Source organism: Vibrio sp. 1CM7H (genome assembly GCF_023161645.1).
Classification (GTDB): domain Bacteria; phylum Pseudomonadota; class Gammaproteobacteria; order Enterobacterales; family Vibrionaceae; genus Vibrio; species Vibrio diabolicus.
Window position 1 is genome coordinate 1 of the sequence record NZ_JALNTV010000016.1, and the last position, 15,326, is coordinate 15,326.

Below are 15,326 nucleotides of genomic sequence, written 5' to 3' on the forward strand. Positions count from 1 at the left end.
CATTACATAAAGTAATGTTTGAATTGACTGTGCTGAATCCGAAGATTCAATGGTCACTTCGTATCATTGAAACCTAATTTGAAACCCCTCTTTATTAAGAGAAATTTCTAATTGGATTATCATCAACGAGTGCCCACACAGATTGATAGGTCTATATTGTTAAAGAGCTTGCTTTACGAGAAGTTTTTCTCTCAAAGCGGAGGTGCATTCTAGCGATTTAATTGGCAGTGTCAAACACTTTTTCAATTTTATTTTTCGTAGAAGCTTTTTACCTCTCCGACCCTGCTGAAGCCTTATCGCCTCTGCCGTGTCGGTGGATGCGCATTATAGGGAACTCAGATCCGTTCGCAACCCTTTTTTGGAAAAAAATGGGAAAAACCGACTGTTCGATGACTATTTCATCAAAAAAGCAAAAAAGAGGGTAAAAAACCCTCTTTTTCTGCCTCACAAGCCGTATTTAAATGAATGCGTACGCGTCTGCGAACATACGTTCGCTCTTCGCTTTCTTGTTCTGAGTGAACTGTTCACGTGCTGCGCCAGCCATTTCGAATCGACCTGCAATATAGATATCGTAGTTTTCTAAACTTTCGAAATCTTCACTCACCGCTTGTAGCACGTTACCAACCTTACCTTGCCAATCAGCAGGTGCTTCTTCTACAACTGGAACAAAGTGAACGTTAGTAAACTTATCGGCGATCTCGATCAGTTCTTCTTTTGCATAAAGTTGGCAGTTATCGCGCGCACCCCAATATAGATAGATAGGGTTGGTTTTATTCTGCGCGACGCAGTGATCCAGAATCGAGCGCACGTAACTAAAACCTGTACCACCAGCAATTAATAATAGTGGACGTTCACTTTCTTCTTGAACCCAAGCGTCACCATGCGGGGCATCAATTTCAATCTGACCATCAGTTTCAAGCGCCGCTTGCATTGCTTCGACAACTTCTTGAGCGTAAGCGTTGTGTTCCGCCGCACCGATATGCAGTTCAAGTTCACCTTCATGACGGCAAGGGCTGCTCGCGATAGAGAAAGGACGTTTGTCTTTTTCACCCATCACCACCATTAGGTACTGACCCGCTTTAAAAGGCACTGGTGATTCTGGATGAAGAAGGATTTGGTAAGTATTACAAGCTAACGGCTGAATAGACTTTACTTTACATTGGATGGTCATGGTGTTCCTCTCGCTTACTCGTCAAAAGTAAGCACTAAATTACTTTCTGTATAGGCTTGGCAAGGGAATATCCAACCTTGCTGTTGCTCTTTTTCGGTTAGCATAGGTTCGAGGTGATAGCTCACCTCGCCCGTTAGCTTTTTACACATGCACATGGCGCAAGCGCCAACTTGGCAACGGTGTGGGAAGCGAATATTGTTGTTGAGCGCAGCTTCCAACACCGTTTCCCCTTCTTTAACCTCAAATGTTACGTCTATAGGCAGAAGGTGGACTTGATGACTCATAGAATACCTAACTGGTCCCAAATCTCATCGACTTTAGCCACAAGTTTAGGATCTTTTTTAATTGGCGTACCCCACTCACGCGTGACTTCAGATTCGAACTTGTTAGTCGCATCCAGTCCGAGCTTGGACGAACTTTCTGCCTTACCTGATACTTGAGTGGTATCTCTATCCGGATCCATACGAGTGGTCACCGCCCAAATGATGTCATTCCAATCTCGCGCATTGACGTCCTCATCACACAAGATAACGAACTTGTTGTCGGTGTACTGCGCGAAGAAGTCCCACAGGTATTCCATTAATGCTTGAGATTGGCCCGCTTGGTCTTTCTTCATCGTAACGACGGCAAAACGATTATTGGTTGTTGGCGGTAGATAGATATCAATGATCTCTGGACGCTGTTGTTTCAGTGATTCCAAATCGGCTTCTGTTATTACTTTACTGTCTTGCTTACTGATTTGGGGACGTGTTGCAAGTTCCGCATCCCATTTGATGGTCGCATCTAGTCCCATTTTGGAACCTAACCCCACCACTGGCGAAGCAAAGTCGAGCGAGTCGATTGGCGTGTTGTCTATCATCAAGGTATCACGTACAGGATCCATATGCTCTGACATGGCTTTGACGACATCATTCCAATCTCGCGCGTTTACCGATTCATCGCACACAATAACAAACTTGGTGTACATGAATTGACGTAAGAAAGACCACACGCCCATCATTACGCGCTTGGCATGTCCTGGGTACTGCTTCTTCATGGTGACGACTGCCATTCGGTACGAACAACCTTCTGGCGGTAGATAGAAGTCTTCAATCTCTGGGAATTGTTTCTGCAGAATCGGCACAAACACTTCGTTTAATGCCACACCCAATACAGCTGGTTCATCTGGCGGACGGCCTGTGTAGGTGCTGTGATAAATAGGGTCTTTACGCATAGTAATGTGCGTAATGGTAAACACGTGGTGCTTTTCTTTTTCGTTGTAGTAGCCAGTGTGATCGCCATAAGGACCTTCATCAGCAAACTCGTTCGGGTCGATATAGCCTTCCATGACGATTTCCGCGCTCGCTGGCACTTCCAAATCATTACTGACTGACTTCACGACTTCCGTTTTGCTGCCACGCAGTAAACCTGCAAATGCGTATTCCGATAACGTATCTGGCACTGGCGTTACTGCGCCAAGAATGGTTGCGGGGTCTGCACCAAACGCAACCGAAACTGGGAAAGGTTTACCTGGATTGGTTTCCATCCAATCACGTAGGTCAAGCGCACCACCACGATGAGCTAACCAACGCATTATGATTTTGTTCTTGGCGATTTTCTGTTGGCGGTAAATACCTAGGTTCTGACGTTTCTTGTTTGGACCTTTGGTCACGGTTAAGCCCCATGTAAGCAGTGGTGCAACGTCTTCCGCCCAGCAACTCATTACCGGGATTTTGTCCAAGTCGACTTCATCACCTTGCCACACAGTCTCTTGGCACGATGCTTTTCTTAAGCGCTTGGCTGGCATGTTCAATACTTGCTTGAACACTGGCAATTTTTCCAATGCGTCTTTGAAGCCTTTTGGTGGCTCAGGTTCTTTCAAATAAGCCAGCAGCTTACCGACTTCTCTTAATTCTTTAACATCTTCACGTCCCATACCAATCGCGACACGCTCTGGTGTACCAAATAGGTTGGTCAAAACAGGTACGTTGTAGCCAATTGGGTTCTCAAACAACAGCGCAGGTCCACCAGCACGCAAGGTGCGGTCACTGATTTCTGTCATTTCGTAAGCGGGGTCGACGGGGTGAGCAATGCGTTTAAGTCGACCTTTCTGTTCTAGGTGGTCGATAAATTCGCGTAAATCCTTAAAACTCATAGGCCTTCATGACTGGCTGATTAAACTGTCCGCAGTATAACAAATAGGAGGACGCTAAGATCCTCCTATTTTGTGTGGGTATGTGAGCCAGATTACTTTAATACTTGCTCTATCTGCCGGGTCTTCACTTGATGGTTGTTAGAGACTAACTCTTCCAACCAGGTTTGATGCCCTTGCTGCGCCAGCTCTCGAGCGACCATGGTAGCTTCTTCCGATAGTGCCATTTTGCTCACTAGAAACTGTTTCACTTGCGGAGATAAAGGGTTGGATTTTGTGAGTAGACTAATGGCTTCTGGTTTGAGTGACGGATTGACGGTGGAGTTCATCAATTGCTGAATTGAAAAAACGTCCCCAACCGTAGCTAAACGCTCGAGTTCGGACTGGCTATTGTAATCCGCTCTCATCCGCCAGAGTAAGTTGTACACTTCCTCATCTTGACTTACTTGCGCTAATCTCACGATCACGGCTGTCGATGGTAGCCAACTGGTCACATTCGCTTTGGTTAACTGAGTGGTTAATGCGGCAAGCGCATGCGGTGATAAGCTGTCCAACTCTCGAATCAAAAGTGCTTCACGCGCCTGAGCTTGTTGAGATTGCCCTGTAAGCCATTGCTTTAAGTCGAGCTCTTTCCGCTCAGCTTGTAGTACAAAGTCCAAGGTACTTTGGTCTTGCTTCCAACGCTTAATCAAGCGGCTTGCAATGGCAGGAAAGTTAAAGGCAGGCACACTAAACTCATACCCGTCCCCTCGCTCTAGAACCTGATAAGTAGGAGTCATACGGATCTGAGACTCAACAAACAGAGCCATTCTAGGCGTGAGAATCACATCTTGCTTCTCAAGCTTTTCCAATAACCGAAAACGCACGACCTCTTGTTGAGGTAAAGCTAGTCGATCAAGGGCAAATTTAAGCGAGTCGACCTCATCCCTGACAACGTAATCAAGCAGTTCAGAGACTTTAGCCTGTATTTGAGTATCCTGAAGCCACTGTTCTACCACAGACTCCTGCATTTCCTTCGCAGAAACGGCCACGGGTAGAGTGAGCAGTGACAAGCTCAGGAGTAATGACGACAACATTCCTTGTTGCATGTTAACCTCCCGATAACATTTCTCCTCATTCTGATGCTTCCATCGGGAGAAAGCAACAAAAAAGCCACCGTTAACGGTGGCTTTTTTAGAATAAGGACTCAGCTATTACTGACGACGCATCGCATCGAAGAACTCATCGTTGGTCTTCGTCATCGCTAGCTTATCAATGAGGAATTCCATCGCGTCGATTTCGCCCATTGGGTGAACGATCTTACGCAGAATCCACATTTTCTGTAGTTCATCAGTCTTCGTCAGTAGCTCTTCACGACGTGTACCTGAACGGTTGAAGTCAATCGCAGGGAATACACGCTTCTCAGCAATCTTACGGTTCAAGTGCAGTTCCATGTTACCTGTACCCTTGAACTCTTCGTAGATAACTTCATCCATCTTAGAACCAGTATCTACTAGTGCCGTTGCGATGATCGTTAGGCTACCGCCCTCTTCAACATTACGTGCTGCACCAAAGAAACGCTTAGGACGGTGTAGTGCGTTTGCATCCACACCACCTGTCAGTACTTTACCTGATGAAGGTACTACGGTGTTGTAAGCACGAGCGAGACGAGTGATAGAGTCAAGCAGGATAACCACGTCTTTCTTGTGTTCAACAAGACGTTTCGCTTTCTCGATTACCATTTCCGCTACTTGTACGTGACGAGATGCTGGCTCATCGAAAGTCGACGCGACTACTTCACCTTTAACTAGACGCTGCATCTCTGTTACTTCTTCTGGACGTTCGTCGATAAGAAGTACCATCAACTCACACTCTGGGTGGTTGTATGCGATGCTTTGAGCAATATTTTGCAGAAGCATTGTCTTACCCGCTTTTGGCGGAGCAACAATCAGACCACGTTGACCTTTACCGATAGGCGATGCCAAATCTAAAACACGTGCTGTGATGTCTTCTGTAGAACCGTTACCACGCTCCATTACCATGCGTTCATTTGCATGCAGAGGGGTAAGGTTTTCAAATAGGATCTTGTTACGAGCGTTGTCTGGTTTGTCGTCGTTAACGGTATTGACTTTTAGAAGGGCAAAGTAGCGTTCACCGTCTTTTGGTGGACGAATTTTACCAGCGATAGAGTCACCAGTACGTAGGTTAAAGCGACGAATCTGACTTGGTGATACGTAGATATCGTCCGGACCCGCAAGGTATGAACTATCTGCACTGCGTAGGAAACCAAAGCCGTCTTGCAGAATTTCCAGAACCCCATCGCCAAAGATGTCTTCGCCGCCTTTAGCGTGCGCTTTTAAAATCGCGAAGATGATGTCTTGTTTTCTTAAGCGAGCTAGGTTCTCTAATCCTAAGCTTTCGCCCAGTTTTACAAGGTCAGACACAGGTCTGTTCTTCAGTTCGGTAAGGTTCATGGTGGTGGATTCTTGTTTAGTCAAAATAAGATCTGTTTTCTAGTTAAGATGGATTTGGTCTCAGGATCGACCAAGAAGAGAAATTTGTTCAATTAACGCGCGATAAGTTAGCACTAATTAGTATTCTAGTCCAGAGTTAGAAAAACAAAACCGTGCGTTGTTACTTTGCACGGTTTTATCTGTAATCACTTGGTGATTATAAGTTTGCGTCCAAAAACTCTTTTAGTTGAGTTTTAGACAGAGCACCAACTTTCGTTGCCGCTACGTTGCCGTCTTTGAATAGCAGTAGCGTTGGAATGCCGCGAATACCAAACTTAGGTGGTGTACCTGCGTTATGGTCGATGTTTAGTTTACCGATAGTGAGTTTGCCTTCGTACTCGTCTGCGATTTCGTCCAGAATAGGAGCGATCATTTTACAAGGACCACACCATTCTGCCCAGAAATCCACTAGAACCGGGCCTGCAGCGTTGATTACATCGTTTTCAAAACCGTCATCAGTTAGCTGCAAAATCTTATCACTCATCTTCCACTCCAATGTGTTTTTCGAAACTGGTTGGATGATAACCAGTAATTAGATGCCCTATTGGAATGTATTTACTTTCGTATTGCAAGCTTTAGCTGATATTCTATAGCCATGAAAAAGACGCATATCACAGAGCAAAAGTTCGCCGATTTGGGCTTAAAGCCCCAAGTTATTGAAGGATTGGACAAAAAAGGGTTCGAATTTTGTACCCCTATCCAAGCCTTGGCGTTGCCGGTCCTGCTCACCGGCCAAGACATCGCAGGCCAGGCCCAAACGGGTACTGGTAAAACGCTCGCGTTTCTTACTGCTACATTCAACCACCTTCTGACGACACCAGAGCATGAAGGTCGTAAGCCTACGCAGCCACGCGCAATCATTATGGCGCCAACACGTGAGCTTGCTATTCAGATTTACAATGATGCAGAAGCACTAACTGAGAGCACTGGTCTAAAAACCGCTTTGGCTTACGGTGGTGAAAGCTACGATAAGCAATTGAATAAGCTGCAAGATGGTGTTGATATTCTGATTGGTACGACAGGTCGTATCATCGATTTCTACAAACAGCGCGTATTCAATCTTAACAACATTCAAGCCGTTGTTCTGGATGAAGCCGACCGCATGTTCGATCTTGGCTTTATTAAAGACATTCGCTTCTTGTTCCGTCGTATGCCTGAGCCAAAAGAGCGTTTGAACATGCTGTTCTCAGCGACGCTTTCTTACCGTGTTCAAGAACTGGCATTTGAGCACATGAACACCCCTGAGCATGTTGTGGTAGAGCCAGAACAGAAAACTGGTCACCGCATTCAGGAAGAACTTTTCTACCCTTCTAACGAAGATAAAATGGCCCTCCTTCAAACTTTGATTGAAGAAGAATGGCCAGATCGCGCCATCATTTTTGCGAACACGAAACACAAGTGTGAATCAGTTTGGGGTCACTTGGCTGCCGATGGACACCGTGTCGGTCTTCTTACTGGTGATGTACCGCAGAAGAAACGTGAAAAGATTCTTGAGCAATTCACCAAAGGTGATGTCGACATTCTTGTTGCAACTGACGTTGCTGCCCGTGGTCTGCATATTCCTCAAGTGACGCACGTTTTCAACTACGACCTTCCTGACGACTGTGAAGATTACGTTCACCGTATTGGCCGTACAGGTCGTGCTGGTGCAAGCGGCCACTCGATCAGTTTTGCTTGTGAAGAGTACGCAATTAACCTGCCTGCAATCGAAGAATACATTGAGCACACTATCCCAGTTTCAGAATACGATTCGTCAGCGCTGATCCAAGATCTGCCAGCGCCAATTCGTATGCGTGCGCCACGCAACCAACAGCGTCGTACGAATACTGGCGGTACTCGTTCAGGTTCAGGTAACCGCAAGCCGCAAGGACGTCGTCCGCGCCAACCGCGTCAATCGGCACCAAAACAATCGTAAAAGGAAACTGAGTTCGTTTATGAGTCAAGCAGGATCATCGCCGCTATACGCCGCCATCGACCTCGGGTCGAACAGTTTTCACATGCTCGTTGTGCGTCATATCGATGGCAGCGTTCAAACAATGGCTAAAATTAAGCGCAAGGTTCGTCTAGCAGCGGGCCTAGATGAACATAATTCTCTTAGTATGGAAGCTATGCAGCGAGGATGGGACTGCTTAAGTCTATTTGCGGAACGCTTGCAGGATATTCCTAAACAGAACATTCGTATTGTAGGCACAGCCACTTTACGTACCGCCACGAATGTAGATGTGTTTCTGGAGAAGGCGAACCAGATTCTTGGTCAACCAATCGACGTTATCTCTGGTGAAGAAGAAGCGGCCACTATCTATAAAGGTGTCGCACACACTTCTGGAGGCAGCGGTCGCCGTCTTGTGGTCGATATTGGTGGCGCAAGTACAGAACTCATCATCGGTGAAGGTTTCGAAGCCAAAGCACTGACCAGTTTAAAAATGGGTTGTGTGACTTGGCTGGAAAACTTCTTTAAAGATCGCCAGTTGAATGCGCGTAACTTTGACGCAGCAATTGAAGGCGCGAAGCAGACAATCCAGCCAATTCTAGAGCGCTATACAGAAATCGGTTGGGATGTGTGCGTTGGCGCATCAGGCACCGTTCAGGCATTGCAAGAGATAATGCTAGCGCAAGGTATGGACGAAGTAATCACTCACTCCAAATTGAAACGCCTGCAGAAGCAAGCCATGTTAGCCGATCATTTAGAAGAGCTCGACATTGAAGGCTTAACGCTTGAACGTGCGTTAGTGTTCCCTAGCGGCCTATCTATTTTGATTGCCGTTTTTGAATTACTGGAAATCGACGCGATGACACTCGCGGGCGGCGCACTACGTGAAGGCTTAGTCTACGAGATGGTTGAAGAGCTACGTCAAGAAGACATCCGTGCTCGCACAATTGCCAGCGTACAAAATCGTTATCAGCTCGATCACCAATACGGTGAACAAGTTGCGACACTGGCAAGCAAACTGTTGGAGCAAGCCGGCGGCGATGAGTGGATTACGGAACCTCAAGGCAAGATATTGCTTGAAACCGCCGCAAAGCTGCATGAAATCGGCTTAACGATCGATTTCAAAAAAGGCGGTGAGCACAGTGCTTACCTACTCCAGAATTTGGATTTACCTGGCTACACTCGCGCGCAGAAGTTCTTTATTGGTGAGATTGCCCGTCGTTATCGAGAACAACTCACCTCACTGCCTGAGCAACACGCGTTATCAGGCTCAAGTGCCAAGCGCGTACTGCGGTTGTTGCGCTTAGCGGTGTTGTTGACTCACCGTCGCAACCAAAACTTAGAGCCAAACGTCGTATTAACGGCTGAAGGTGACAACCTAACATTAAACATTGATGCACAGTGGCTAGCGGCCAACCCGTTGACCGCCGCTGAGCTAGAAATCGAATCCAACCGTCAAACTGATATCGGTTGGCCATTAACGATTACCTCTGATTAATGGTTGTTATCCCATGACAAAGGCTCCTTTTGGAGCCTTTTTAATACCCGTTATTATCCTATGTACAACTCATAGAGTTTTGAGACACCAATGATCTAAATACTCATTTCGCTGTACATTTGCTTTAGAAACAACAAAGCCGCTATCAAAAGCGGCTTTGTTGCTATTAACTGATGAAAACTATGCCGTCGTCGTAACTTTAAAGTTAGGGTTCACTGCCGTTAGCTTCTTAATTAAGTAATTCAGTAGTACGCCGTACATAGGCACAAACAGACCAAGACTAATCACTAACTTAAAGCCGTAGTCCACCAGCGCGATTTCCGTCCAATGTTCCGCCATAAATGGATCTGGACTTTGGTAGAACGCAATCGCGAAGAAGGCGATGGTATCCAGTGCATTACCAAAAAGAGTTGAACACGTTGGGGCCACCCACCACTGTTTCATTTGGCGTAGGCGGTTGAACACGTGCACATCCATAATCTGACCAAGTAGATACGCCATGAAGCTAGCAATCGCGATACGAGCAACGAATAAGTTAAATTCCCCTAAGTGACCAAAACCTTGGAACTGCCCCTCGAAGAACACCACCGATAAGAAGTAAGAGACAGCCAAAGCAGGCAACATTACTAAGAAAATGATCTTACGCGCCAACTGAGCACCGAAAATACGTACGGTTAAATCCGTCGCAAGGAAAATAAATGGGAAGGTGAATGCACCCCAGGTGGTATGTAAGCCAAAGATAGTAAACGGTAGCTGAACTAGGTAATTGCTGGATGCAATAATGACTAGATGAAATAAAACCAGATAGATAAGGGCGTTGCGCTGCTGCGCAGGGGTAAAGTTACTCATGCGATACCTTTTTAGTTTGGTTTGGGGGCGAGGGAACCCAAATCGAGCGTTTTCTACAGAGAAAAGCGCTCTTACCAACAATGTAAAAAATGACGATTAAACTAACTTAACTCATTCAGAGTAAAGCGGTGGGCGATTATACATTAACCAATTTTACTCACAAGCGGTGTTTTATACGCAAACGTTTCTTCGCGAACATCACGTCAAAACCAAGGGCTTTGATGCAAAAATAAGAAAGGGTGTTTCATGTGAAACACCCTTTAAAGAATAGATAACTTGAATTTAGAAGCCGCGTTGGAACAATCCGGCTAAATAGTCGAGCTCTTCCCTACTCTCTTCTATTGTTAGCGCTTCAAACCAAATCGCTTCGCTGTAGTGCTCCGCTTTCATAAATAAGCGGCAGCCTTCAAAATCAATCAACCAAGAGTGAATATCCGCATCCCACTGTTTTTCTACCACAGACGCAGATAATAATTTCACCAAACGCTCACCCAATGCCGGAAAAGTATCGAGGTCGAAGCTTGGAGCGGTAATAATAAGACGCCCTTCTTCAACAATGTAATCAGCGAGACCAAATTCCTTGTGCATATGGATTCCTTATCCGTGGTGAGTAATGTGTTCTTGGATCAGATCCAAGAATGGATCGGCGTATTTTTCTAGTTTACGTTGACCAACGCCACTAACCGCTAACATTTCGCCGTATGACGTTGGCAGCATTTCTGCCATATCAATCAAGGTCGCATCACTGAATACCACGTATGGTGGCAAACCGTCTTCATCGGCGATCGACTTACGTAGCTTACGTAGTTTGGCAAACAACTTCTTATCGTAGTTTTTGCTGGTCAGTTTATCCGACTTCGCGGCACGTGCAGCGGTATCTAAACGTGGAACTGCAAGTTCTAAAGACACATCACCACGTAGTAATGGACGTGCTTCTTCGGTTAATTGCAACGTCGAGTTACGAGTGATGTTTTGAAATAGCAGCCCTTTATGAATTAACTGGCGGAAGATACTCACCCAGTAATCATGGCTGTGATCACGACCAATGCCGTAAGTCGAAATTTTATCGTGGCCGTGTTCGCGCACACGAATGTTTTGCATCCCACGCAGCACCTCAACCACATACGTCATACCAAAACTTTGGTTAACGCGGTAAACACACGATAACGCTTTGCGCGCTTCTTCGGTCGCATCAAAGTGTTTTGGTGGGTCCAGGCAGATATCGCAGTTACCACACGGCTTTTCGCGATACTCTCCAAAATAGTTGAGCAGTACCTGACGACGACAGGTTTGCGCTTCCGCAAAAGCACTCATCGCATTGAGTTTGTGGCTTTCTACCTGCTTCTGCGGTCCATCATCTTTTTCATCCAACATACGACGCAACCAACTGATGTCTGCTGGGTCGTATAGCATCATCGCTTCGGCAGGCAGGCCATCTCGCCCTGCTCGACCGGTTTCCTGATAATAGGACTCGATGTTACGTGGAATATCAAAATGCACAACAAAGCGCACGTTTGGCTTATTGATACCCATGCCGAATGCAACCGTCGCAACGACGATTTGAATGTCATCACGTTGAAAAGCTTCCTGAACGTAAGCTCGCTCTTCAGTATCCATCCCTGCATGATAACCAGCAGCGCGGATATGGTTGTTGCATAGCTTCTCGGTCACCATTTCAACTTTCTTACGACTGCCGCAGTAAATAATGCCGCAGCTTCCCTTCTGGGTGGCTAGATAGCGAATGATTTGAGAAACCGGTTTGTGCTTTTCCACCAAGGTATAACGAATGTTGGGACGATCAAAGCTTCCTAGATACACCTGAGGTTCATGTAAGCGTAAGCGTTCTAGAATATCACGACGCGTCGCATCATCGGCGGTGGCAGTGAGTGCCATAAAAGGTACATGTGAAAAGTGTTGCTTTAACTGACCTAACGCCGCGTATTCTGGGCGAAAATCATGTCCCCACTGAGAGATACAATGTGCTTCATCCACGGCGATCATAGATAAGGGTAAGTTTTCTAAACGCTCAATAAAGTCACGCATTAACACGCGCTCTGGCGAGACATACACTAGCTTAAGCTGACCAGAGTGCATGCGATTATACACACTCAGTAGCTCTTCTCGATTCATGGTCGAGTTCACACACTCCGCTGCTACACCATTGGCTTTCAGTTGATCAACTTGGTCTTTCATCAATGAAATCAGCGGTGAAATCACCAAGGTAATCCCTGAGCGCACTAACGCCGGAATTTGGTAACAGAGAGATTTACCGCCACCAGTCGGCATGATGACCAAGCTGTCTTTGCCTTCGATAGCGGCTTCAATAACTTCTTGCTGACCATCACGAAACGTCTGGTAACCGAATACTTCCTCCAACACACGTTGAGGCGTTACAGGCGTATCTGATTGTTCGGCTAGCAAGGTTGAGGTCATGAATAATCTCAGATTGAGTGATCGTAGAAATGCTTTTGCATGCCCAGGCACACAAAGTGAGGGCACATTGTAATGGGGTTTCGTGGTGAATAAAACCGCAAATTGCTAGGTGTTTCGCATCACGACTCGTATACTGATTTTCTGCTCTATAAACACACAATTAGGTGACACCTCATGACACCAGAAGACGAACAACAACGCGCTCGGCAAGGTATCTTGCTGGCGATTGGTGCCTATACCATGTGGGGCATTGCGCCGATGTATTTTAAATCCATCGCACAAGTATCCCCTTTGGAGATTCTGAGCCACCGGGTGATTTGGTCTTTCTTTTTGCTTGCCGCACTCCTTCACTTTGGCCGTCACTGGCGCTCGGTTTACTACATCGCGAAAGACAAAACGAAGATCGCTTACCTGATCGCAAGTTCTGTATTAATTGGCGGAAACTGGCTGATTTTCATCTGGGCGGTCAATTCCAATCATATGCTTGACGCGAGCTTAGGCTATTACATCAACCCATTAATCAATGTCTTGCTCGGCATGGTCTTTTTGGGAGAGCGACTTCGTAAGTTGCAATGGTTTGCTGTCGTATTAGCGGGCTGTGGTGTACTGGTCCAATTGATTATATTCGGCTCCGTGCCCGTTGTTGCGATGGCGTTAGCAATGAGTTTCGGCTTCTATGGCCTCTTAAGGAAGAAAGTCAGTGTCGATGCAAAAACAGGATTGTTTATCGAAACATTACTCCTTCTGCCTGTCGCCGCCGTGTATCTGCTGTTTATTGCAGAAACCCCAACGTCGAATATGCTCACTAACCCGTTAGCATTAAATAGCTTGTTGATTGCAGCAGGGGTGATTACCACACTACCCCTACTTTGTTTTACGGGTGCGGCAACAAGACTCAAATTATCAACGTTGGGCTTTTTCCAGTACATCGGCCCAAGCTTGATGTTCTTACTGGCAGTACTGATGTATGGCGAACCCTTTAGCATGGATAAAGCGATTACCTTTGCCTTTATTTGGGGAGCGCTAGTCGTATTTAGCTTTGATGGACTGCGCAACAACCGTCGCTCACGCCGAATCGTTCAGCCACAGTGATCGTTTTTTACAAGACAAGTTAGAAATTGCCAGATAAGCTTGGTCATAATGTGACCAAGCTTTTTTGTATGTAATGGAACAGATTCAATACTACGCAACCGACCATGATCAGCTGAGCCTGATCGAGGCGAAATACCAGAAGTTTGCCTTCCAAAGGCACTATCATCTGGACTTTCACCTCGGTCTGATCACGCATGGCACGCAAAAGTTCCAATATCAAGGCTGTAGCCATCAAGTGGGTCATGGGCAAATCGTAATTATGCCGCCAGATGAACTGCACGACGGGCACTCTAAGCTCGAAAGTGGCTATGAAGTGAATGTATTTGCGATCGAGCCGCACCTACTCAGCGATCTTGCCGATCTTAGTCAAAATGGTCAAATAATCCGCTTTAATGAATTGATCATCTCCGATCCACAGATATTTTCACAACTTAGTAACTTGCATGCTCTTCTTCGCCGCGAGAACCTCAGCCAACTCACCAAAGATTGCCTTCCTTTTGAAGGATTTAATCAACTTTTTGATCGCTACGGATCACTCGCGAGGCAAAAAGTGGTTCCGCTTGGAAAACAGTCTTTGCATACCTTAAAAGATTACTTAATGGCGAATCTCGACCAAACAGTTCGTTTAGATGCACTATCAGAGCTCTGCCAACTGAGCCCCACGCAGTTTCAACGCCATTTCAAAGCGCAAACGGGGATGACTCCCTACGCTTGGTTTGCTCGCTTGCGATTAGAGCAAGGAATGAAACTACTCCAAGCAGGATGGTGTGGTACGGACGTCGCCTATCAAGTGGGCTTTTATGATCAGGCCCACTTTAGTAAAGCGTTTAAACAAACCTATGGCGTCTCGCCTTCGCAAGTGGCACGCTAATATCTCATACGTTGTGGTATTCAGTACTGCTAGTTTTTTACAAGCACTACCGAATAAGAATCACGACAATAGCTCATATCCACTATGTTTTGAGATGTGTTATGAATGAATCGACTATCCTTTTAACGCTTGCCAGTATCCACTTCATTGCCTTAATGAGCCCAGGTCCGGATTTTGCGCTTGTGGTACAAAATGCCACCCGTCATGGCCGTCAAACTGGCTTATACATTGCGCTTGGCTTATCAGTCGGTATTTTGCTGCATTCTTTATTCAGCCTAACGGGGGTGAGCTATTTAGTTCACCAGCATCCTCTGCTCTACTCCGTCTTACAATTGCTTGGGGGCAGCTATCTGTTGTATTTGGGTATCGGTGCACTGCGCGGCGTGATCGCGACGATCAAAAACCCACTTTCTGATCAGCCAAGCAAAAACAGTAATCTTGTGATCAGTAATAAACGTCAGGCGTTTACCAAGGGGTTCGCAACCAATATTCTCAACCCCAAAGCCTTAGTATTTTTTGTAAGTTTAATGTCGAGCCTTGTCCCAGTGGGCATGTCGGTGACAGGAAAAGGAATTGCTCTGGTGATTTTGTTTGGTTTGTCGCTACTCTGGTTTTCTAGCCTTGCATGGATGCTGTCAACGCAGCGCTTGCAAACAAGATTGCAGCAAGCTGGCATTTATATAGATGGTTTATGTGGTGTGGTATTTACCCTAGTTGGCAGCAGTATTTTAGTGCAAACCTTCCGCTCCTTTCTCGATAACTCTCTGATTTAAAAGCGTCGCACACTCGACATTTCTTTAATAGGAAACTCGACGACTATCTCCGTGGCTGCCAAGCTGAATAACCTTAGTTGGCAACA

14 protein-coding genes are annotated in these 15,326 nt (G+C 46.1%); 5 read left to right on the plus strand and 9 right to left on the minus strand.

Annotated elements, in window-relative coordinates; genetic code table 11:
- Window positions 1–457 precede the first annotated feature (457 nt).
- From fre to trxA, 6 genes are all read right to left on the minus strand, one after another.
- Window positions 458–1,171 carry an NAD(P)H-flavin reductase gene (gene fre / locus MSG33_RS23010; protein WP_074190854.1) on the minus strand — a complete coding sequence of 238 codons (714 nt, stop codon included), beginning with the start codon at window positions 1,169–1,171 and terminating at the stop codon, window positions 458–460.
- A 14-nt stretch (window positions 1,172–1,185) separates the two neighbouring features.
- Entirely contained in the window at window positions 1,186–1,455 is a 270-nt protein-coding gene (locus MSG33_RS23015) for a 2Fe-2S iron-sulfur cluster-binding protein (RefSeq protein ID WP_248382263.1), read from the minus strand.
- Window positions 1,452–3,305 (minus strand): 4-hydroxy-3-polyprenylbenzoate decarboxylase, encoded by a 1,854-nt coding sequence (ubiD, locus tag MSG33_RS23020; RefSeq protein WP_248382265.1) that lies wholly within the window; start codon window positions 3,303–3,305, stop codon window positions 1,452–1,454. Before ubiD ends, MSG33_RS23015 begins: the two co-directional genes overlap by 4 nt.
- Before the next feature lie 92 nt (window positions 3,306–3,397).
- Window positions 3,398–4,390, minus strand: coding sequence for a hypothetical protein (locus MSG33_RS23025; protein ID WP_248382267.1), 993 nt, complete (start codon window positions 4,388–4,390; stop codon window positions 3,398–3,400).
- 105 nt (window positions 4,391–4,495) lie between these two features.
- Window positions 4,496–5,755 carry a transcription termination factor Rho gene (gene rho, locus MSG33_RS23030; protein ID WP_005378757.1) on the minus strand — a complete coding sequence of 420 codons (1,260 nt, stop codon included), beginning with the start codon at window positions 5,753–5,755 and terminating at the stop codon, window positions 4,496–4,498.
- A 196-nt stretch (window positions 5,756–5,951) separates the two neighbouring features.
- The gene (trxA, locus tag MSG33_RS23035; RefSeq protein WP_004745500.1) at window positions 5,952–6,278 is read right to left on the minus strand and encodes a thioredoxin TrxA; all 327 of its coding nucleotides are present in this window, start codon (window positions 6,276–6,278) and stop codon (window positions 5,952–5,954) included.
- A gap of 111 nt (window positions 6,279–6,389) precedes the next feature.
- On the opposite strand from trxA, the gene rhlB reads away from it, so the two are divergent.
- Window positions 6,390–7,709 (plus strand): ATP-dependent RNA helicase RhlB, encoded by a 1,320-nt coding sequence (gene rhlB, locus MSG33_RS23040; protein ID WP_005397003.1) that lies wholly within the window; start codon window positions 6,390–6,392, stop codon window positions 7,707–7,709.
- A gap of 19 nt (window positions 7,710–7,728) precedes the next feature.
- Window positions 7,729–9,222, plus strand: coding sequence for a guanosine-5'-triphosphate,3'-diphosphate diphosphatase (gene gppA, locus MSG33_RS23045; RefSeq protein WP_046874560.1), 1,494 nt, complete (start codon window positions 7,729–7,731; stop codon window positions 9,220–9,222).
- A gap of 180 nt (window positions 9,223–9,402) precedes the next feature.
- Here gppA and MSG33_RS23050 read toward each other — a convergent pair whose 3' ends face one another.
- The 3 genes from MSG33_RS23050 to recQ all read right to left on the minus strand — a co-directional run bounded on the left by MSG33_RS23050 (window position 9,403) and on the right by recQ (window position 12,504).
- Window positions 9,403–10,071, minus strand: a complete 669-nt coding sequence (locus tag MSG33_RS23050; RefSeq protein WP_005397008.1) for a 7-cyano-7-deazaguanine/7-aminomethyl-7-deazaguanine transporter — start codon at window positions 10,069–10,071, stop codon at window positions 9,403–9,405.
- A 282-nt stretch (window positions 10,072–10,353) separates the two neighbouring features.
- Window positions 10,354–10,659: a DUF3630 family protein gene (locus MSG33_RS23055; protein ID WP_047010220.1), complete on the minus strand. Its 306-nt coding sequence runs from the start codon at window positions 10,657–10,659 to the stop codon at window positions 10,354–10,356.
- 9 nt (window positions 10,660–10,668) lie between these two features.
- A complete protein-coding gene (gene recQ, locus MSG33_RS23060) occupies window positions 10,669–12,504 on the minus strand; it encodes an ATP-dependent DNA helicase RecQ (RefSeq protein WP_005397012.1) in 1,836 nt (611 codons plus the stop codon).
- A 174-nt stretch (window positions 12,505–12,678) separates the two neighbouring features.
- On the opposite strand from recQ, the gene rarD reads away from it, so the two are divergent.
- From rarD to MSG33_RS23075, 3 genes are all read left to right on the plus strand, one after another.
- Entirely contained in the window at window positions 12,679–13,596 is a 918-nt protein-coding gene (gene rarD / locus MSG33_RS23065) for an EamA family transporter RarD (protein WP_248382269.1), read from the plus strand.
- Between the two features lie 73 nt (window positions 13,597–13,669).
- A complete protein-coding gene (locus MSG33_RS23070; RefSeq protein ID WP_006743074.1) occupies window positions 13,670–14,467 on the plus strand; it encodes an AraC family transcriptional regulator in 798 nt (265 codons plus the stop codon).
- Between the two features lie 101 nt (window positions 14,468–14,568).
- Window positions 14,569–15,240 (plus strand): LysE family translocator, encoded by a 672-nt coding sequence (locus tag MSG33_RS23075; protein WP_150915996.1) that lies wholly within the window; start codon window positions 14,569–14,571, stop codon window positions 15,238–15,240.
- The last annotated feature ends 86 nt before the right edge of the window (window positions 15,241–15,326 follow it).

Coding starts and splice junctions, on each gene's coding strand:
- gppA (WP_046874560.1), top strand. CDS start 7,729: ATGAGTCAAGCAGGATCATCGCCGCTATACGCCGCCATCGACCTCGGG.
- rhlB (WP_005397003.1), top strand. CDS start 6,390: ATGAAAAAGACGCATATCACAGAGCAAAAGTTCGCCGATTTGGGCTTA.
- rho (WP_005378757.1), bottom strand. CDS start 5,755: ATGAACCTTACCGAACTGAAGAACAGACCTGTGTCTGACCTTGTAAAA.
- MSG33_RS23015 (WP_248382263.1), bottom strand. CDS start 1,455: ATGAGTCATCAAGTCCACCTTCTGCCTATAGACGTAACATTTGAGGTT.
- MSG33_RS23050 (WP_005397008.1), bottom strand. CDS start 10,071: ATGAGTAACTTTACCCCTGCGCAGCAGCGCAACGCCCTTATCTATCTG.
- MSG33_RS23025 (WP_248382267.1), bottom strand. CDS start 4,390: ATGCAACAAGGAATGTTGTCGTCATTACTCCTGAGCTTGTCACTGCTC.
- recQ (WP_005397012.1), bottom strand. CDS start 12,504: ATGACCTCAACCTTGCTAGCCGAACAATCAGATACGCCTGTAACGCCT.
- ubiD (WP_248382265.1), bottom strand. CDS start 3,305: ATGAGTTTTAAGGATTTACGCGAATTTATCGACCACCTAGAACAGAAA.
- MSG33_RS23075 (WP_150915996.1), top strand. CDS start 14,569: ATGAATGAATCGACTATCCTTTTAACGCTTGCCAGTATCCACTTCATT.
- trxA (WP_004745500.1), bottom strand. CDS start 6,278: ATGAGTGATAAGATTTTGCAGCTAACTGATGACGGTTTTGAAAACGAT.
- rarD (WP_248382269.1), top strand. CDS start 12,679: ATGACACCAGAAGACGAACAACAACGCGCTCGGCAAGGTATCTTGCTG.
- MSG33_RS23055 (WP_047010220.1), bottom strand. CDS start 10,659: ATGCACAAGGAATTTGGTCTCGCTGATTACATTGTTGAAGAAGGGCGT.
- MSG33_RS23070 (WP_006743074.1), top strand. CDS start 13,670: ATGGAACAGATTCAATACTACGCAACCGACCATGATCAGCTGAGCCTG.
- fre (WP_074190854.1), bottom strand. CDS start 1,171: ATGACCATCCAATGTAAAGTAAAGTCTATTCAGCCGTTAGCTTGTAAT.